General features: G+C 47.8%; 20 protein-coding genes. 12 read left to right on the forward strand and 8 right to left on the reverse strand.

Annotated features, from left to right (window positions below; genetic code table 11):
* Positions 1-147 precede the first annotated feature (147 nt).
* Positions 148-1,509, forward strand: a complete 1,362-nt coding sequence (locus tag MAQ5080_RS02410) for a GGDEF domain-containing protein (protein WP_067205351.1) — start codon at positions 148-150, stop codon at positions 1,507-1,509.
* A 67-nt stretch (positions 1,510-1,576) separates the two neighbouring features.
* Here MAQ5080_RS02410 and MAQ5080_RS02415 read toward each other — a convergent pair whose 3' ends face one another.
* The 3 genes from MAQ5080_RS02415 to MAQ5080_RS02425 form a co-directional block, all read right to left on the reverse strand.
* Positions 1,577-2,230, reverse strand: a complete 654-nt coding sequence (locus MAQ5080_RS02415; protein WP_067205348.1) for a peroxiredoxin — start codon at positions 2,228-2,230, stop codon at positions 1,577-1,579.
* Between the two features lie 184 nt (positions 2,231-2,414).
* Positions 2,415-3,062 carry a DUF2959 domain-containing protein gene (locus MAQ5080_RS02420; protein ID WP_067205344.1) on the reverse strand — a complete coding sequence of 216 codons (648 nt, stop codon included), beginning with the start codon at positions 3,060-3,062 and terminating at the stop codon, positions 2,415-2,417.
* 152 nt (positions 3,063-3,214) lie between these two features.
* Entirely contained in the window at positions 3,215-3,454 is a 240-nt protein-coding gene (locus tag MAQ5080_RS02425) for a hypothetical protein (RefSeq protein ID WP_067205341.1), read from the reverse strand.
* Positions 3,455-3,655: 201 nt separating this feature from the next.
* Between MAQ5080_RS02425 and MAQ5080_RS02430 the strand changes: the two genes are divergently transcribed.
* Positions 3,656-4,138, forward strand: coding sequence for an NYN domain-containing protein (locus tag MAQ5080_RS02430; protein ID WP_067205596.1), 483 nt, complete (start codon positions 3,656-3,658; stop codon positions 4,136-4,138).
* A gap of 126 nt (positions 4,139-4,264) precedes the next feature.
* Positions 4,265-4,582, forward strand: a complete 318-nt coding sequence (locus MAQ5080_RS02435; protein ID WP_197464545.1) for a cupin domain-containing protein — start codon at positions 4,265-4,267, stop codon at positions 4,580-4,582.
* A 10-nt stretch (positions 4,583-4,592) separates the two neighbouring features.
* Here MAQ5080_RS02435 and MAQ5080_RS02440 read toward each other — a convergent pair whose 3' ends face one another.
* The 3 genes from MAQ5080_RS02440 to MAQ5080_RS02450 form a co-directional block, all read right to left on the reverse strand.
* Positions 4,593-4,865 carry a hypothetical protein gene (locus tag MAQ5080_RS02440; RefSeq protein WP_067205338.1) on the reverse strand — a complete coding sequence of 91 codons (273 nt, stop codon included), beginning with the start codon at positions 4,863-4,865 and terminating at the stop codon, positions 4,593-4,595.
* Between the two features lie 90 nt (positions 4,866-4,955).
* On the reverse strand, positions 4,956-5,876 hold the full coding sequence (locus MAQ5080_RS02445) for a histone deacetylase family protein (protein ID WP_067205336.1): 921 nt from the start codon (positions 5,874-5,876) through the stop codon (positions 4,956-4,958).
* 42 nt (positions 5,877-5,918) lie between these two features.
* A complete protein-coding gene (locus MAQ5080_RS02450) occupies positions 5,919-7,025 on the reverse strand; it encodes an HD domain-containing phosphohydrolase (protein ID WP_067205333.1) in 1,107 nt (368 codons plus the stop codon).
* Between the two features lie 128 nt (positions 7,026-7,153).
* Between MAQ5080_RS02450 and MAQ5080_RS02455 the strand changes: the two genes are divergently transcribed.
* Positions 7,154-7,615, forward strand: a complete 462-nt coding sequence (locus MAQ5080_RS02455; RefSeq protein ID WP_067205330.1) for an EVE domain-containing protein — start codon at positions 7,154-7,156, stop codon at positions 7,613-7,615.
* A 16-nt stretch (positions 7,616-7,631) separates the two neighbouring features.
* Here MAQ5080_RS02455 and MAQ5080_RS02460 read toward each other — a convergent pair whose 3' ends face one another.
* Positions 7,632-8,324, reverse strand: coding sequence for a hypothetical protein (locus MAQ5080_RS02460; RefSeq protein ID WP_067205328.1), 693 nt, complete (start codon positions 8,322-8,324; stop codon positions 7,632-7,634).
* Positions 8,325-8,512: 188 nt separating this feature from the next.
* Between MAQ5080_RS02460 and miaB the strand changes: the two genes are divergently transcribed.
* The 5 genes from miaB to lnt are packed head-to-tail and all read left to right on the forward strand — an operon-like array spanning position 8,513 to position 13,832.
* Complete coding sequence (gene miaB, locus MAQ5080_RS02465) at positions 8,513-9,871, forward strand: tRNA (N6-isopentenyl adenosine(37)-C2)-methylthiotransferase MiaB (RefSeq protein WP_067205590.1); 1,359 nt, start codon at positions 8,513-8,515, stop codon at positions 9,869-9,871.
* Between the two features lie 8 nt (positions 9,872-9,879).
* A complete protein-coding gene (locus tag MAQ5080_RS02470) occupies positions 9,880-10,929 on the forward strand; it encodes a PhoH family protein (protein WP_067205325.1) in 1,050 nt (349 codons plus the stop codon).
* 2 nt (positions 10,930-10,931) lie between these two features.
* Complete coding sequence (ybeY, locus tag MAQ5080_RS02475) at positions 10,932-11,393, forward strand: rRNA maturation RNase YbeY (RefSeq protein WP_067205321.1); 462 nt, start codon at positions 10,932-10,934, stop codon at positions 11,391-11,393.
* Positions 11,394-11,404: 11 nt separating this feature from the next.
* Positions 11,405-12,271: a CorC family transporter gene (locus MAQ5080_RS02480; protein ID WP_067205317.1), complete on the forward strand. Its 867-nt coding sequence runs from the start codon at positions 11,405-11,407 to the stop codon at positions 12,269-12,271.
* Between the two features lies 1 nt (position 12,272).
* Positions 12,273-13,832: an apolipoprotein N-acyltransferase gene (gene lnt, locus MAQ5080_RS02485; protein ID WP_082860991.1), complete on the forward strand. Its 1,560-nt coding sequence runs from the start codon at positions 12,273-12,275 to the stop codon at positions 13,830-13,832.
* Positions 13,833-13,972: 140 nt separating this feature from the next.
* Here lnt and MAQ5080_RS02490 read toward each other — a convergent pair whose 3' ends face one another.
* A complete protein-coding gene (locus MAQ5080_RS02490) occupies positions 13,973-14,380 on the reverse strand; it encodes a hypothetical protein (protein WP_067205314.1) in 408 nt (135 codons plus the stop codon).
* Positions 14,381-14,539: 159 nt separating this feature from the next.
* Between MAQ5080_RS02490 and leuS the strand changes: the two genes are divergently transcribed.
* Genes leuS through holA form a run of 3 tightly spaced genes read left to right on the forward strand, consistent with a single transcriptional unit; the run spans position 14,540 to position 18,572 of the window.
* A complete protein-coding gene (leuS, locus tag MAQ5080_RS02495; protein WP_067205311.1) occupies positions 14,540-16,987 on the forward strand; it encodes a leucine--tRNA ligase in 2,448 nt (815 codons plus the stop codon).
* Positions 16,988-17,034: 47 nt separating this feature from the next.
* Positions 17,035-17,544 (forward strand): LPS-assembly lipoprotein LptE, encoded by a 510-nt coding sequence (locus MAQ5080_RS02500; protein ID WP_067205308.1) that lies wholly within the window; start codon positions 17,035-17,037, stop codon positions 17,542-17,544.
* Between the two features lie 2 nt (positions 17,545-17,546).
* Positions 17,547-18,572 (forward strand): DNA polymerase III subunit delta, encoded by a 1,026-nt coding sequence (holA, locus tag MAQ5080_RS02505; protein WP_067205305.1) that lies wholly within the window; start codon positions 17,547-17,549, stop codon positions 18,570-18,572.
* Positions 18,573-18,674: the final 102 nt, after the last annotated feature.

Here is an 18,674-nt window from a genome sequence, read left to right on the forward strand (position 1 = left end):
GTGCCCCAGCCGCATTTGTTTAGCGCTCTGATCAAGGAAATTGTAATAAAGTCATTTCCTTAGCAGCTTGATATGCTGACTGTAATGTTATGTAATCAATCTCAGATTTGTAAATGACTCTTATTTAACCAAAGTCACTGGGACCCTATGCTTACTAACACGGCCGCGGAAAAACCATGGGTACTTATTAAAGTCGCTCGCTCCATTGTTCCACCACTAGGCATTGCAGGCATTCTATTTAGCTTGGTGGCACTGTTTGGCTACCTCACCTCTTACGAAGTACTTTATCGTCCGTTTACCAATGGACCAGCGACCAATCCCCTCACCGCCATTTGTATCCTATTGCTTGGCATGAGCCTTTGCCTTAAAAAACGATACGCTAAACCACTGCAACTGAGCTTTGCAGGTCTTGTTATTCTGATCACACTGTTGCGCATTGCAGACATTGTCACACATTCAGGACTCACCGCTTACATTTCACCGTTTTATGACCGAGTGTTAATGGACATCGAGCAAGGCCAATCGAATAGTATGGGGCTCAATACAGCGGTCATGTTTTTCTTTATCGCCTTAAGCCAACTGCTCTTCAGCACACGACAATTGGCTTTATCTCAGTTCGTCGCTTCTATCTCTGTGGTTATCCCCACTATTTCACTGACCGGCTACGCTTACAATCTCACTGGTTTTTACGGTCAAATGTCGATGCTCACGACTGTGGCTGGCGGTGCTCTGGCATTGGCCATGCTCTGCTTAACCGCCCACTACGGGGGGCTAAGGGCGATATTAAGTCCTTATCTTGGCGGCAAAATTGCGCGTAAACAAACCATTGCAGGTTACTTAGTGCCGACGGTCTTGGGCTTTATGGTTGCGCAATCGCTTTCCGCTAATGAAGCCGACGAATTTGGTATATTCGTGGTTGTGATGTGTTGGTTCATTATCATCATGGTCAGTGTCTCAGCCATTTACCAAGAGCGAATTGATAGCAAACGCCGAGCAGGTGAACGTCTGTTGGCACAAGCGGCACTTAACGACCCACTGACCAATCTACCTAACCGCCGCATGTTTAATGATTTTGCACAAGCCGAATTGGCCCGTGCCAAAGGGCGAGCAGGCACTTTCTGGCTACTGATTTTAGATATCGATCACTTTAAAAACATCAACGATACCGCAGGCCATGATATGGGGGACGAGGTCCTCATTGCACTAGGGCAACGCCTAAAAGAGTCAGTACGAGATTTAGATTTGGTATGTCGTATGGGCGGCGAAGAGTTCTCGATCATTTTATCAGGCAATTCGCGCCAAGAAGCACAGCAAGTTGCTGAACGAATTCGGCACAGTATTGAACAACTGGAAGTCAAAGGCTGGACCGACCTGCATGGCCCGATCACCACCTCGATTGGCGGTGCTACCAATACACCACAAAACACCATTGAAGACATGGTCAAAGTGGCCGATTCAGCGTTATATCAAGCCAAGCAACAAGGCCGTAACCGAGTGATTTTTGCCTAGGGGTAAGCGGCCGAGTATCTGCATCAAATAAGGCAGCACCTAAATGCTGCCTTGAAGGGCTAGCGGATTATTTTGTTAGGCTGGTGGTTCTTAGGTAAGGCAGTTTGATATCTAACTCACCGTATTTGTCTTTTGCCTGCTCATCATTCAATGACAGCGCAACAATAACATCATCCCCTACTTGCCAGTTTGCTGGCATGGCCACAGGCTCACCGTAACTGGTTTGCAGGGCATCGAGTGCACGTAATACCTCTGCAAAATTACGCCCCACAGACATTGGGTAGGTCATGGACAACTGCAGCTTTTTATCTGGGCTGATAATGAAGACGACACGAACACTGGCAGAGTCAGCCGCGGTACGACCATCCGGTAAGTAAGCGTCCGCAGGCAACATATCAAGCGCTTTGGACACTGCTAACGATTCATCGGCAATAATTGGAAACGTTGGTTTCGCGCCTGAGAATGTTTCGATGTCAGCCTTCCATTGTTTGTGTTCTTCAACACCGTCCACAGATAGGCCAATCACTTTAGTACCACGCTTTTGCCACTCTTCAGCAAGTGTCGCCACCGCACCGAACTCTGTGGTACAAACTGGGGTAAAATCTTTTGGATGACTGAATAGAATCGCCCAGCTGTCACCGATCCAGTCATGTAAATTAAAAGTGCCTAGATCTGTTTCAAGCTCTAAATTTGGAACGATGTCATTGATACGTAGTGCCATAATGCTTTCCTCACAGTAGTGTTTATTACAGTCTCTTTCTATATTCAAATATAGAATATACTTATTGCATTTAGAAATATATAGTTTAAATGATTGAGATAGACTGAATTAATAACAGCGAAAGCAAGGAGTCAAAAACAGTAAACTGGCTTACCCAAAAGATAAGCCAGCACCATGCCTATAGTTATTGCTTAAGTGTCGCAATAAATTGATTCGACTCATCAATGGCCTTGCTCATATCGCTGATCAAACCAGAGATATCCGTTTTCAAGTTCGCAAATTCCCCTTTGATCGCACTGACTGCCGCTGCATTTAGGTTATGCTTTAAATACAAGACGTTGTCATTTAGCGTTGCCAGCACTGGCGCCATTTTCGATTCGGCTTGATGCATACTGCGCAGCATCTGATTGAACTGGCGCTTGGTATCATTCAGTTTGGCTTCACTGGCACGACGCAACTTAGCGTTTGTGTACTGATTCAGCTCGTCTTCCCATTCATCGAATAGGTCTTCAGCCACGTCTTCTACTTCATCAATGCGCTGCGACACACGCTCAGCGGCACTCTTACTGCTTTCGTAGTCATCATTCAGATCGTCATAGACATCTTCTAAATCGCCTCCGTCGAAGTCCGTTAACATTACCAGACGCTGATAGGCGCTTTGGAATTCTTCTTGGCTGTCTTGCTGGCTGTCACGTACATTTTCAACACGGTCGACTAAGATGTCGCGTTTGTCGATCCCTATTTTTTCCATGGCACCGTAGTAGGCGGTTTGACATCCAGCAAGTGACATCAACAAGAGTGCGCCAGCGGCTTTGATGGCCAGAGACTTCATAGTGGCTTCCTTATATGTGGTTCTAGAAAAACAACATTTTTGCCACTGTTGCTTTGGATTACAACCGCTAAAAGCGACTTCCTCATCAAATTAAGCACTCGGGCATAAAAAAGCCCTGCTCAATTGGGCAGGGCTTTAGCACTTGGGGTGGCTCATTGCATCACTTCTGCAAACCAATCTTCTAGTTTGGCTCGGTCAGAAGCTTGCTGCTTGCACTGGCCTATTTGCTGAATACTTCGCTCTAGTGCTTCATCCAGTACGTCTAGCTGGGTTTGATAGTCATCTAATAGCGTCAGCGCTTCCTCTAGCAACATTTGATCGGACACCACAAATGGCTTTTTTTGTGTATCCATCCCATCTTGCTTAGGGGTTAAAGACTTTGAGGTTTTCATAGCACATCCCTCCCGCTGGCAGTCAAATAAGCTTAGCAGGCAATTTTTATTTGTGTTAATGGCCAAAAAGTAATTGCTTCCGCCCCTGTCATAGGTCAATTTTGTCCTAAGCGTGAAATAACCTATAAATCAATGTAATACCTATCCCCCCTTAGAATCAATTGATTCTAAGGGGAAAATTCGTCAATGGATGAGTAAATGATGAAAAACGTTGCCCTATTCGTGGATGTGCAAAATGTCTACTACACCACCCGCCAAGCTTACCAGCGCCATTTTAACTATCAGGCTTTTTGGCAACGCGCGACCCATCAGCGTCAAGTCGTGAAAGCCTTTGCTTACGCCATCGATCGCGGAGACCCAAAGCAAAAAGCTTTTCAGAACATTTTGAAAAATATTGGCTTTGAGGTGAAAACCAAACCTTACATTCAACGCGCTGACGGATCCGCCAAAGGCGACTGGGATGTAGGCATTACGCTTGATGCGATGGAATTCGCCCAAGCGGCCGATGTGATCGTGCTGGTCTCAGGGGACGGCGACTTTGATTTATTGGCGCAAAAAGTACGACATCAGCTAGGAAAAACCGTTGAAGTCTATGGTGTCCCCGCCCTGACCGCCGCCTCACTGATCCAAGCGGCCGACCAATTCATCGCGATTGAAGAAGACTTACTGCTGCCCCAAAAATAAATTCTTGACCACCCTGTTAAAACATTAGAATTGAATAATATTTCGTAATGTGATCAATTTGTCATGTTAACTATTTAATATCGCGATAGTTTTTGGTTTAAACAACATAATAACAAAGGATGTGCGGTGAAGATCGAGAATATTTTTAGTAACCTGTCAGCTCATTCAGATAAAGAACAATTTGAAGACCTTATCAAAGCCGATAATGTTCGCATCGAACGAATCCATTCTCCGGCGAACTGTGAACTAAGTAACGAGTGGTACGACCAGCCAGAAAATGAATGGGTAACCGTACTGCAGGGCTATGGTGTGATTGCGTTTGAAGATGCGCGCATCGTGACGCTAAAGGCGGGCGATCACCTACTGATTGAAGCCCATGAAAAACATCGTGTGATTAAAACCTCAGCGCAAAAAACCACTGTTTGGCTCGCGGTCTTTTTTTGATCGGATCAGGCTAGACTTGGATGTCAATTAAGGTTCCTAGCATATCATCCGATGTGGCAATGACTTTAGCATTGGCTTTGGCGTTCAATTCACTGACGTTGGCATTGATTAGCCCCTCTTGAATATCGGCCGCTGGGCGACTGCTATTAGCTGTGTCCGAGGGAGTGCTTTGTATTTGCGTACTGGCGCTCGCCACTTCGGCACTGGCCTGCTGTAGGTTATCCTGACTGCGTTGTAAGCCTAGTTGGCCATAGTAGGCGCTTCCAGCACTGGAAATTTGCATAACGATCACCTGATGAATATTCAATCAATGAGTCTATAATAGACATCTGAATACGCTTGTCTAGATTCTTTGCATGGGCGCTACAAATCACTACTGAGCATTACGTTGTTGCCACACATCGCTGGCCGCTTGATGCAACAATCCATGCCGTGCCGCCACTTTAGCATGGTCATGGTCGTAGCCACCACCGATCACGCAGGCAATGGGCACCTCTGCCGTCATCACCAAGTCAATCACATAGCGATCGCGCGCCAATATCCCCGCATCCGATAGATGCACATGCCCTAAACGATCCTCTATATGCACATCCGCTCCGGCATCGTAAAGCACAAAGTCTGGTCGATGCTGCTGCAGCAAAGCTGGAACATGCTGCTCTAATAAGGCTAAATACTCGCCATCATTTGTGCCCCGAGGGACATGAACATTAATACCAGCCGATTGCTTTGCCACAGGGTAATTGTCTTCACAATGGAACGACACTGTGATCACTCGAGGATCCTGTTCAAAAAAGGCGATGGTGCCATCTCCCTGATGGACATCGCAGTCGAGAATCAACACTTTCTTGGCTTGCCCAGAATCGACCAACGACTTGGCCGCCACGGCCAAATCATTGAAGATGCAAAACCCCGCACCGCGGTCGGGGAAGGCATGGTGTGTGCCACCGGCCAAATGACAAGCCAAACCGTGTTGTAATGCCAATTCGACGGTCAATAAGGTACCGGAGACGGCTCTTAGGGTTCGCTCTACCAGCCATTCGCTCCAAGGCAAGCCGATGTCCTTCACTTCCTGCAAAGTTAATTGTCCGCGAATAAAACGCTGCACATAGCCGGGATCGTGCGCCCGCATCAGCGTGGTGAGCGATAGGGGCGCGGGGGCATGACAGTTGCTTTCGTCCATAATGCCTAACGCTTGTAAATGTTCTGCCAGACGCTGGAACTTGGCCATCGGAAAACGATGGCGTTCAGGAAAAGGGATGCTGTAATGAGGATGAAAAACCAGAGGTAACTTCACAATAGCCGATCTTGCTGGAGGTAACGATGCCCTACCTTAGCGCTATCGACGTTTGGCGACCAGCAGTTTTCGCACGGCGCGGTTAAATGCGTCCACCAGATGTGGCGGTATGCCCTTACCACTTTCACTGTTGACCTTTTGGATGGCGCGCATAGCACTTTTTTTGTACTCATCCCCTGATTTGCCCCATACCACGTCAATAAAGCGCACTGCCATGGACAGAATGAAAGCACCTTGTGGAATCATGCCACCGACTAACCCTTCTGGGTAACCAGAGCCATCAAAGCGTTCTTTGTAAGTGATCACCATTTCCGATGCTTGGTCCCAGCCTGGGTGTTTACTCAGTAATTGTGCACCAACCATCGGGTGATTTCTCTCAGCACGCTGTTTTGCGGCTTCATCTTCAGCACATTTTAAGATCATCGCCATGCCCATATTATGCATGTAAGCCGCCGCCGACAGTTGTGCTTTATCCACCGGATCCGAGCATTCTTGGTTGATCAACAGGCTCAGTTTGAGAATGCGTTCGCCGCGCTCTGGTGAGTAACCGAGCAATTTGTTTAAGCGATGACTGAGCTGGCGGAAATGCTCAATGTCTTGCTGTTGTGCCTCATCAAAGGTCACTTTGACCAGCAAGCTTTCAGGCTCCTGCTTGGCTTTCTCTTCTTCCACGGCCTCATCATCATTGATCTTAGCGAAAAAAGCTTCCGCGTAACGAATCCTGCCCTGATGGTCGTCTTCGGCGTAAATCTTATCGAGATAGGATTGCAACAGGTTTAACAGCGCCGTATCCGCACCATGGTATTGGTGCAGTTGGCGCAGAAGGTGCAGGATTTTATCTAATACAAGGTTTATCAGTTCACCGAGTAGAGAGTCATAGGCGATATAACCACCACGCATGCCGTCGACGATTTCTTCCAAGCGGTGCAGAGCATCCACCAGAGGATCGAGAAAACAAACCGAGCAGTTGCCTTTCATACTGTGAAGAGAGCGGAATAAATTATCCAGCTTTTCATGGGAAAAACCGCTTGATTCAATGTCATTGACGATCGCTTCGATTTCTTGCTGCGCTTCAATGTAGCATTCCAACAAGTCATCTTTGAGTTCTTGATCCAATGCAGAAAAATCTTTACAAGCAAATTGCCCCATATCTGTTCCAGCCACACTTTCATTAGGGTTATTTCATACAACCCTTACAATTGTAGAGGCTATGCTTGGCTTAATGAATAAAATCTATGTATCTTTCTGCAAAATTAACAATTTAAGAATGAGGAAGCATGGCTGTTTGGTTAATGAAATCTGAGCCGGACGAGTTTTCCATTAACGATTTGAAACATCGTCAACGGGAAAATTGGGATGGCGTACGCAACTTTCAAGCACGTAACTTTATGCGTCAAATGGCACTGGGAGATACGGTACTCTTCTATCACTCTAGCTGCAAAGTCCCTGCGATTGTTGGCACCGCCACCATCTCAAAAACCGCTCACCCTGATCCAAGCTGCTGGAACCCTGAGAGCAAGTATTACGATGCGAAATCCACGCTCGAGCAGCCCCGTTGGGAGCAAGTGGAACTGAGCTTTGCAGGTAAACTAAAGCGCCCGATTACCTTGACGGTGTTAAAAGCCATGCCGGAATTAGAGGGCTTTGCCTTAGTACAAAAAGGCAGCCGCTTGAGTGTCATGCCAGTGGCGGAGCCCTACTGGCATACCATTCAAGCTAAAATGCTGTTTGAGTCCTAGCGTTTGAGATGGCGCCTTAATGGAACAAGCGGTCACGCTGTTTGATACTGAAACTACGATCAAAGTAATAGCGTAGCTCTGCACCTAAGTATGGAAAACCAGCCCCTTTGCCATCACGGAAGATGGCCCCATAGGCGACCCGTTGTCGGTGTTTTTCTGGTTGGAAGAATGCCTCAACACGCCAGCCTGTGCCACGCTCCTGATCTTCTGCATAAATCGCCAAACGACGGTTATCATCTGGATACCAGACCGCCCCCAGCTCCATCGAGACAGCACGATCAAAATCTTCGTTATAGTTGGCGTAACGCCAGTCTAGCGTCATCTCTTGCCAATAATACGCCGCTACAGCATGGCCGATACCCACACGCTCTGCGGCAAAGGAATCGTCTCGGGACTCTTTTTCTAACACACCGAAACCACCACCGATACGCCAGTTGTCATGGCGATAGAAGCCCATCACATTAAATTCTGAGGTCGAGTAATCTTCGTAGATGGGATCGTCAAACACATAATCACTGTCCAAATTGATCGCCGTGCTGAAACGCTCTGAAATCGGCATATTAATGGTCAGATCAATATTGAACATCGGCTCACTTTTGACCAGCCCGCCCCCTAACGCCACCTCAAAGTTGGGCAATTCCACATCCGCATACAACGGTGGTGTTAGGGCTACCAAGCCAGCTAATAGAGAGTTTTTTAGGTACTTCATAGGCTCTGTCATGTCTCTGTGAATGAACGCAAGGATCAAGCAATCGTTACTTTTATCAGGTTTTCTCGGCCCTAGAATTAGAAAATCCTATGGCTGCCTTTCGACACCCTATGGGAATCGAGCCAAAACCTCAATATAATGTGCGCCAAAGTCACACGACGCACAAATTTATTAGGTTTACTTTTTACATGGCGAAAAAACTCTTTATCCAAACCCATGGCTGTCAGATGAACGAATACGATTCATCTCGAATGGCTGACCTTCTTGGCGACTCACACGAGATGGAACTGACAGACAACGCAGAGGAAGCGGACGTTCTACTGTTAAATACCTGCTCCATTCGTGAGAAAGCACAAGACAAGGTATATCACCAGCTAGGCCGTTGGAAAAAACTGAAAGAGAAAAACCCGAACCTTAAAATCGGTGTCGGTGGTTGTGTAGCGTCTCAAGAAGGCGACAACATCCGTAAGCGTGCCAAGCACGTAGATATGATCTTTGGTCCACAAACACTGCATAAACTACCAGAAATGGTGGATGCGGCGGCGAATGCCATTCCGATTACTGACGTGACCTTCCCTGAAATCGAGAAATTCGATCACCTACCTGCGCCAAAGGTAGAAGGGGCTGAGGCGTTTGTATCGGTGATGGAAGGTTGCAGTAAATACTGTACTTTCTGTGTGGTGCCTTACACTCGTGGTGAAGAAGTGAGTCGTCACTTTGAAGACATCATGAAAGAAGTGGTGCAATTGGCCGAACAAGGTGTCCGTGAAATCCACCTTTTGGGGCAAAACGTAAACGCTTACCGCGGTGAAAACGAAGACGGCGATGAAATGGATCTGGCCGATGTGATTCACTCTGTGGCATCGATTCCAGGTGTTGAGCGCATTCGATTCACGACTTCGCACCCAGTTGAGTTCACTGACAGCTTAATCGAAGCGTTCCGTACTGAGCCGAAACTGGTAAGTCACCTACACTTGCCGGTACAAAGTGGTGCCGACTCTGTTTTGTCTAATATGAAGCGTGGCCACGATCGCCAGTTCTACATCGACAAGATCAACCGTATTAAAGAAGCACGTCCAGGTATCAGCCTATCGTCTGACTTCATCATTGGCTTCCCTGGGGAAACCGATGACGACTTCATCGATACCATGAACCTGATTCAAGAAATCGGCTTTGACCACTCTTTCAGCTTTATTTACAGCCAACGTCCTGGTACACCAGCGGCACAGCTGGATGACACCACCCCAGAAGACGTCAAGAAAGAACGCTTAGCCATTCTGCAACGCCGTATCATTCAACAGGCTTACGATATTAGCCTGAGCATGGTGGGTAACATAGAGCGTATTTTGGTCAGCGGCTACTCTCCGCGTGATCCAGGCAAGCTACAAGGCCGTACTGAAAATAACCGTATCGTTAACTTCCCAGCGGACAATCCAGCGTTGATTGGCAAGTTTGCTGACGTGGTGATTTCAGATGCTTACCCAAACTCATTGCTAGGCGAATTGGTCGGCTCTGAGTTGGATGCAGATTTCGAATTAACTAAGTAAGGTCTATTTTGGACACATCATCTGTAATTTCTCAACAAATTCGCTTGGAGCCCGCTGAGGCTCCAGCGTTGGCGGCATTGTGCGGCCAATTCGATGAACACCTTAAACAAATCGAACAACGCCTTAGTGTGAGCATTTCTCACCGTGGCGAGCTGTTCGAGATTTCGGGCGAAGACAACGATCGCGTTGCCGCCGCTAAAGTCTTGCTAGAAAGCATTTATCGCGAAGCGCTAGCGCAGAAAGAAATCACCAAAGAAGCGATTCATTTGTACCTACAGGAAAGTGCCATTGAGTCTCTTTCCAAAGGTAAATCTGACAATGGTCAGGTGGTGATCAAAACCCGCAAAGCCTACATCAAGCCAAAGGGCAAAAACCAACAGAACTACGTGCAACAGATTCGTAAGCACGACATCAACTTTGGTATTGGCCCCGCTGGTACAGGTAAAACCTATCTGGCAGTCGCGTGTGCAGTAGAAGCCCTAGAAGCCGATCGTGTAGAACGTATTATGCTGGTGCGTCCTGCGGTCGAAGCAGGTGAGAAGCTAGGCTTCCTACCAGGCGATCTTTCACAAAAAATCGACCCTTACCTACGCCCGCTGTACGATGCCTTGTACGAAATGCTGGGTTTTGAGCTGGTCGATAAACTGATCGAAAAGAACGTCATCGAAATCGCACCGCTGGCCTTCATGCGTGGTCGTACCCTGAACAACTCCTTCATCATTTTGGATGAGAGTCAGAACACCACTCGTGAACAAATGAAAATGTTCCTGACCCGTATTGGTTTTGGTTCAACCGCAGTGATCACCGGTGATAGGACGCAGGTCGACTTGCCACGCGGCACCAACTCTGGTTTGGCGCACGCCATGCACGTGTTAGACAACGTCAACGGCATCAGCATTACCGAGTTCTCCTCTTCCGATGTGGTACGTCACCCATTGGTACAGCGCATCGTTGAAGCCTACGATAAGTTTGACGAAGAAGCGGAAGCTGAGCGCAAAGAAAAAGAAGCGCAACGTAAAGCCGAACGTGACGCACAACAAAACGAACAGGGTCAATAATCGTGGCAGAACTCTTTTTAGATCTCCAGATTGCAACCGAAAACGAAGCCGGCTTACCCAGTGAAGCCGACTTCCAACGCTGGGCTGATGCAGCCCTACCAAGCGATGGCGAATTTGAAATGACCATTCGCTTGGTGGACGAAGCGGAAAGCCACGAGCTGAATCACGAATACCGCGGCAAAGACAAACCAACCAATGTTTTATCATTTCCGTTTGACGTGCCTGAAGGCATTGACCTGCCGTTGCTCGGCGACTTGGTGATTTGTCGTCAAGTGGTTGAGCAAGAAGCGCAACAACAACAAAAACCTTTACTGCATCATTGGGCGCATATGGTTGTTCACGGCGTATTGCATTTACGCGGTTATGATCATATAAAGGATGATGAAGCAGAGGAAATGGAAGCTCTAGAAACGCTGATTTTAGCGTCGCTTTCCATTCCTGACCCTTATTTAGTTAACGAGTGAGTTTCACCACTATGAGCGAAGACCGATCGGGAAGTTCTAACGATCAACAGAAATCTTGGTTTGAACGATTAGCACAAGCCTTTCATGACGAGCCACGTAACCGCCAAGACATCATTGAGCTGCTGCAAACAGCCGTGAAGTCCGAAGTGATTGATCGCGATGCTTACACCATCGCCGAAGGTGCGTTAGAAGTATCTGAAGTTCAGGCCCGTGACATCATGATTCCACCATCGCAAATGGTGGTCATCAAGTCCGAAGATGATCCAAAAACTTCCATTCGTAAGGTAATTGATTCCTCTCACTCGCGTTTCCCTGTTGTCGGGGAAGATTCAGACGAGATTCTAGGTGTCCTTCTTGCCAAAGACCTCTTGCCTTTGCTGTTCAAAGAAGGCGACATCACCCTAGAAGACATTCTTGACCGTCTTCGTCCAGCAAACTTTATTCCGGAAAGTAAACGTCTTAACGTATTGCTGAATGAGTTTCGTACCAAACGTTACCATATGGCTATTGTATTGGATGAATACGGCAGTGTATCGGGCTTAGTAACGATCGAAGACGTTTTGGAACAGATTGTTGGCGAAATCGAAGACGAAACAGATCGTCTTGAGAATGAGAATATCCAAACCACTAGCCAAGAAGGCATTTACCTAGTGCCAGCACTGGTATCGGTCGAAGATTTCAACGAATATTTCCACGCCAATATCAGTGAAGAAGAGTTCGACACCATTGGTGGCATCATCGTACAGCAATTTGGCCATGTGCCGTCGCGCGGCGAGGAAATCACCTTTGAAAACTTCCATTTTAATGTAGTGAAATCCGATGGACGACGCGTGAAGACACTACAGGTCTGCAAAGTTAGCGAAGAATCAATATTGTAATATGAGCTACACCGCCACCTTCACAACGGATGTAACAGGGTGGCGTTTACGCCTCCTCCACTCGCTTCAAACTCGCCCTGCACTGCACTGTCTGGGCCTGCTGCTAGCGGGAGGACTGTCCACCCTGAGCTTTGCCCCCTTCTATATTTGGCCCATTTATCTGTTAGCACTCAGCTATTTGATGCTGGCTTGGCAAGGTGCTAACTCTTGTAAGCATTCCTTTCTGTTTGGTATCAGCTTTGCCTTAGGTCTGTTTGCCAGTGGTATCTCTTGGGTCTATGTCAGCATTGCAAATTTTGGACAGGTCGGTTTTGCGGTTGCCATTCTGATTACCTTTGGCCTGATCGCGGCCGCATCCTGTTATTGGGGCATTGCGGGGGTCGTCTACAACACACTGCGCAGACGCCTTAGAACCCCCTTTCGTGTACCACTGTTCGTCGTCATCATTTTGTTATTTGAGTGGCTAAGAAGCACTTTATTTACTGGCTTTCCCTGGTTACTGCCCGGCTATATTGTCGAAAAAAGCTGGTTGTTTGAGGCTCTGCCCATTGGAGGTATTTGGTTCGCCAGTGCCTTGGTGTTGCTGACCTCGGCAGCCATCGGCATGGCCCTTCTGCTCGCCCAACACTACCGTTACTTACTCTTGGTGTTGACTCTCTGGGTGGGCGCAGCAGGCTTGCACTTCAGTGCACCGGACTATGTGACTGAGACAGACACGCATAACGTAACCCTGATTCAAGGCAATGTGGCACAGGATGAGAAATGGCTACCGGAAACCGCTGCTCCAACTCTGACCTATTACCAGCAAGCCACGTTTGAGAACCTCGAAAGCGATATTGTGGTCTGGCCGGAAACCGCGATCACTTATGTATTGCACCAGGTAGAACCTTACCTTGAGCCCTTCTCTAAGGATCTAGAACATCTTGGCACGACGGTCATCACCGGCGTTCCGGTTTGGGACGAGGAACGCAGCAGTTACTTTAACGGCGTCTGGGCCACTGGCAATGGCTTTGGCGTGTATGAAAAACAAAAGCTGGTGCCCTTTGGTGAATACGTTCCCTTAGAAGATTGGTTTGGCCCCATTTTTGACTTGTTTGGCATGCCCATGTCCCAGTTCCGCAAAGGACCCGCGAATCAACCCACTCTGCAAGCAGGTGAGCTAAGCATAGCCCCCTTTATTTGTTATGAAGTGGTCTATCCCGATTTGGTGCGCGCCATGGTGCGCGACAGTGATGTATTACTGACGATCAGTAATGATGGTTGGTTTGGCCGCTCCATTGGTCCCTTGCAGCACTTGCAAATCGCACAGTTTCGCGCCAAAGAAGCGGGGCGCTATATGATTCGCGCCACCAATACCGGGGTTAGTGCCCTGATTGACACTAAGGGGCAGATTGTCAGCGAGCTACCACAGTTTGTGCGCGCCACTCTCACCGGCAGCATTGCCACCGTAACGGGCAACACGCCCTATGTGATGCATGGCAATCTAGCCCTTTGGCTATTGCTTGCCTTATTGATTGGCCTTAGCTTTTTACCAAGCTTCAGACTCTTCAAACATAGATAACACCCCGTCGTACGACCCGATTCCATCGGGGATGCAATGCCTTATCGCCATCAGGAGATGGCTCGTACGACCTAATTCCATCGGAGATAAAAGCCTGGAACCTAATCGTACGACCCGATTCCATCGGGGATAAAAGCCTCTTACTCACCTTGGTAATACATCAAGCCATAGTGACAGACTTCACAGGTATTTAAGGTACCGCCATCGTGGCTGTTTTCGTGCCCGCAATCCATACAGATGTAGCGCCCAGCTTGAGCCTCTTTGCCAGCTACGACACATTTTTCCAATGGTACTGGGTTATTGTTGGCGTGATTGATCAGCCACAGCAAGGCGATGTCTTCTTGCTCGTCTAGATTTTCCACCAGCTCTTCGCTTTGATCCATCACAAGATGCCAATTGGCATCCACCCAAGCTTCCATATAGCCCATTTTATCGTGCCAGTAAGCTTTCATCAGTTCGACGTCTTCAAGCAACCAATCTTTGGCGCCAACTAGGGTTTTCTTGGCTTCTTCCACTAAATCTAGGTCTTGATCAGTATCTTTTTTCATAGATTGTACAACTCCATCGTTATGCGCCTTCTATTGTGCGCCCCATCTATATAAAATAGCGGATATTTCATTTTTCTGTTGGCGAAACTCGCGACAAAGCGATGTACAGTATGCTCTCGCCAAACAAACTTAACGCCTATTACGGGATGATCAAAGCACATGCAAGAACAATATAGTCCGCAGCAGATTGAAACCGCTGCACAAAGCTATTGGGATGAAAACAAAGTATTTAAAGCCGTTGCCGATTCCAGTAAAGAAAAATACTACTGCCTATCCATGTTCCCTTACCCAAGTGGTCGTCTCCACATGGGCCATGTGCGTAACTACACCATTGGTGATGTGATCTCTCGTTACCAGCGTATGCTGGGTAAAAACGTAATGCAACCAATGGGTTGGGATGCGTTCGGTATGCCAGCTGAAAACGCTGCGATTAAAAACAAAACAGCGCCTGCCAAGTGGACCGATGAAAACATCGCCTACATGAAAGGCCAGCTGAAAAAGCTAGGTTTTGGTTACGACTGGGATCGTGAGATCGCTACTTGTAAACCTGAATACTACAAGTGGGAACAGTGGTTCTTCACTCAGCTTGTAGAAAAAGGTCTAGCCTACAAAAAAACTTCTGCAGTTAACTGGTGTCCAGAAGACCAAACCGTACTTGCTAACGAACAAGTAGAAGACGGTGGTTGCTGGCGTTGTGGCACACAGGTGGTGCGCAAACATATTCCTCAGTGGTTCATCAAAATCACAGATTACGCTGAAGAACTACTAAACGACCTAGATCAACTAGACGGTTGGCCAGAGAAAGTTAAGGCGATGCAGCGTAACTGGATCGGTCGTTCAGAAGGTCTAGAATTCAGCTTCGGCGTAGAAGGCAAAGAAGAGCGCCTATCGGTTTACACGACACGTCCTGACACTGTGATGGGTGTCACTTACGTTGCTGTAGCTGCAACACACCCTCTTGCACTAGAAGCGGCAGAAAACAATGCTGAGCTTGCAGCATTCGTAGAAGAGAGCAAACACACTTCTACAACGGAAGCAGACCTTGCAACCGTTGAGAAGAAAGGCATGGACACAGGCTTTAAAGCCGTTCACCCAGTAACCGGTGAATCTGTACCCGTTTATGCTGCAAACTTCGTATTGATGGACTACGGCTCAGGCGCAGTGATGTCCGTTCCTGCACATGACCAGCGTGACTTCGAATTCGCAGAAAAATACGGCCTTCCAGTTAAGCAAGTGATTCAACCAGCGGGTGACGAAGCCATTGATCTAGCAAAAGAAGCCTTTACTGAAAAAGGCATCCTTTGCAACTCAGGTCAATTCGACGGTCTAGATTTCGCAGCGGCGTTTGATGCGATTTCAGCGTTCATGACAGAGCAAGGCATTGGTGAGCGTAAAGTAAACTACCGCCTACGTGACTGGGGTGTAAGCCGTCAGCGTTACTGGGGCGCACCAATCCCTACGATCAACCTTGAAGATGGCACTGTTGTTACAACACCACATGACCAATTACCTGTAGAACTGCCTACAGACGTTGTCATGGATGGTGTGAACTCACCAATCAAGAACAACCCAGAATTCTCAGCAACGACTTATAACGGTCAACCCGCTGAACGTGAAACCGATACGTTCGATACTTTCATGGAGTCGTCTTGGTACTTCGCTCGTTACTGCTGCCCAGAGTCTGACGATGCCATGCTAACCGAAGAAGCAAACTACTGGCTTCCGGTTGACCAATACATCGGTGGTGTAGAACACGCGATCCTGCACTTGTTGTACGCGCGTTTCTTCCATAAATTGCTACGTGATGCCGGTCTTGTGACTTCTGATGAGCCATTTAAGCGTCTATTAACGCAAGGCATGGTAAACAAAGACGGCACCAAGATGTCGAAATCTAAGGGCAACACAGTTGACCCGCAAGAAATGATTGAGAAGTACGGTGCCGATACCGTGCGTCTATTCATCATGTTCACAGCGCCACCAGAGCAATCTCTAGAGTGGAACGATGCTGGTGTTGATGGTGCATCACGTTTCCTACGTCGTCTGTGGTCGTTGGCTTACCGTCACAACAATGCTGGCACGCCAGGCCAACTGGACGCTGAAGCATTGAATGGCGAACAAAAATCGCTACGTCGTAAAACGCACGAAACCATCAGCAAAGTAAGCGATGACATCGAACGTCGTCAGACATTCAACACTGCCATCGCTGCGGTAATGGAGCTTTGCAACGAGATCAGCAAGTTCGAAGACAAGTCTGAGCTAGGCCTTGCGGTTGAGCGTGAAGCATTAGAATCAGCAGTGCTATTGCTATCACCGATCGTGCCACACATTGCTCACCAACTTTGGAGCGAACTAGGTCACGGCAATGATGTTGTCAATGCACCATGGCCACAAGTGGACGAAGCGGCGCTTGTTAAAGACGAGCTAACCATTGTTGTACAAGTACTTGGTAAGAAGCGTGCTGAGATGACGGTTTCTGCCAGCGCGGACAACAAAGAAGTGGAAGCTCAAGCACTTGCTAACCCAAATGTTCAGAAGTTCATCGAAGGTAAAACGGTACGTAAAGTCATCGTGGTACCAGGACGTTTGGTTAACATCGTTGCTAACTAAGTGACACAAGGGGTGGCTTAGGCCATCCCTTTTTTTATGGAATTGATATGATTTTGCAAGCTCGTACTCTTTGGTTCATTCCTGTTCTATTACTGACACTACTGCTGTCTGCCTGTGGTTTTCAGCTACGCGGCCAAACCCAGGTTCCGCCTCAATTGCAATCATTGACCTTATTACTGGGCACAGGATCACAGGACTTTGATCGCGACCTACGTATTGCCTTGGCCCAAGCTGGCATTCGTATCGTTGACAGCCAACCGAGTGCGGAGCTACACCAGTTGAAGGTAAACCCGCTGGAGCTAGACGATACCGTGATGGCCCGAGCATCGGACAATGACATCACTCAAGTTGAGCGCCGCATTAAGGCGACTTACTTTATCCGTGATGAAGAAGGCAAGGCACTATGGGGACCTCGTACAGTGAGCATTTCCATCATGCTCAACAATCAGGATGCTGAGCAAAGCCTAAGATCCGCTTATAACGCCGAGCAAATGCAGCGCGCCAGTCACCAGCTGGCGGATGAATTAGTGTACGATTTGAACTACGCTACCTTCTAACCATGAAAATTCGTCCCGATCAGCTACAACAGTCCTTAGACAAAGGGCTGCAACCTATCTATATCGTTTCCGGTGATGAAGTATTACTGTGCCAAGAAGCTTGTGACAGTGTCCGTCGTTCGGCCATGCAACAAGGAATTGAAGAACGTTTGCGTTTTGTCGCCGATGCCCAATTTGATTGGCAGGAAGTGATCAATGAAATGCAAGCCTTGTCGTTGTTTTCTTCTCGCCGCCTATTTGATATTCAAATTGATAAGCTGGGTGAGAAGCACAGTAAAGCCCTAGCTCAAGTGGTGCAGCTACTTAGCCTCGACAATGTGGTCTTGCTGTCATTGCCAAAAGTGGATGCCAAAACCCAAAAAGCCAAATGGTTCAGTGCCCTAGAGCAGGCAGGCGCTTTTGTTCAGGTCTGGCCCATTGACGCCAACCGTTTACCGGCATGGGTACAACAACGTGCCAAGTCGTTAAACCTCAGCCTTTCTCGAGATGCGGCAGCGATTATGTGTGAACGGGGTGAAGGTAACCTTCTCGCCTTGTCACAAGAGTTGGAGAAGCTACTGTTGAGCCATGGCCCCGGCAGCCAATTGGATGAACAAACCATCGCTGAAAGTGTGGCCGACTCCAGTCGTTACTCGATTTACGATCTCAGTGATCGTTTATTAACCGGCAAACTAAAAGACGCCCTGCATTGTTTGAGTCAGCTGCGCGCCGAAGGGGTCGAAGACAGCATCATGCTATGGCTTTACAATCGTGAATTGGCCACCCTGACTCAGCTTTCCCAATTGGCTCAACAACAAGGGCTTCGTAATGCTTGTCAAAAGCTGCGTATTTGGGATAAACGCATTCCCATTTATGAAAGTGCCTACCAACGCCTGCCGCTCAACAGCTTAGCCTACATGCAGCGTTATATCGCCCTCTTAGACCAAAGCATTAAAGGCTTAGATGGCCCAGATATCGAGCTGGGGTTTCGTAATCTCACATTGATGTTCTGCGGTGTGAAGCCAGTTGCGACAGAGCTCGATCTATAACGATTTGCCAACCTTTATCATTGATACTTATCAAAAAGCCACGGATCTTTACATAATGACGGTTTGATTCAGTTGGACAGGCACATAGACTGTCCAAAAGAA

Source organism: Marinomonas aquimarina, from assembly GCF_900089755.1.
Lineage (GTDB): Bacteria > Pseudomonadota > Gammaproteobacteria > Pseudomonadales > Marinomonadaceae > Marinomonas > Marinomonas aquimarina.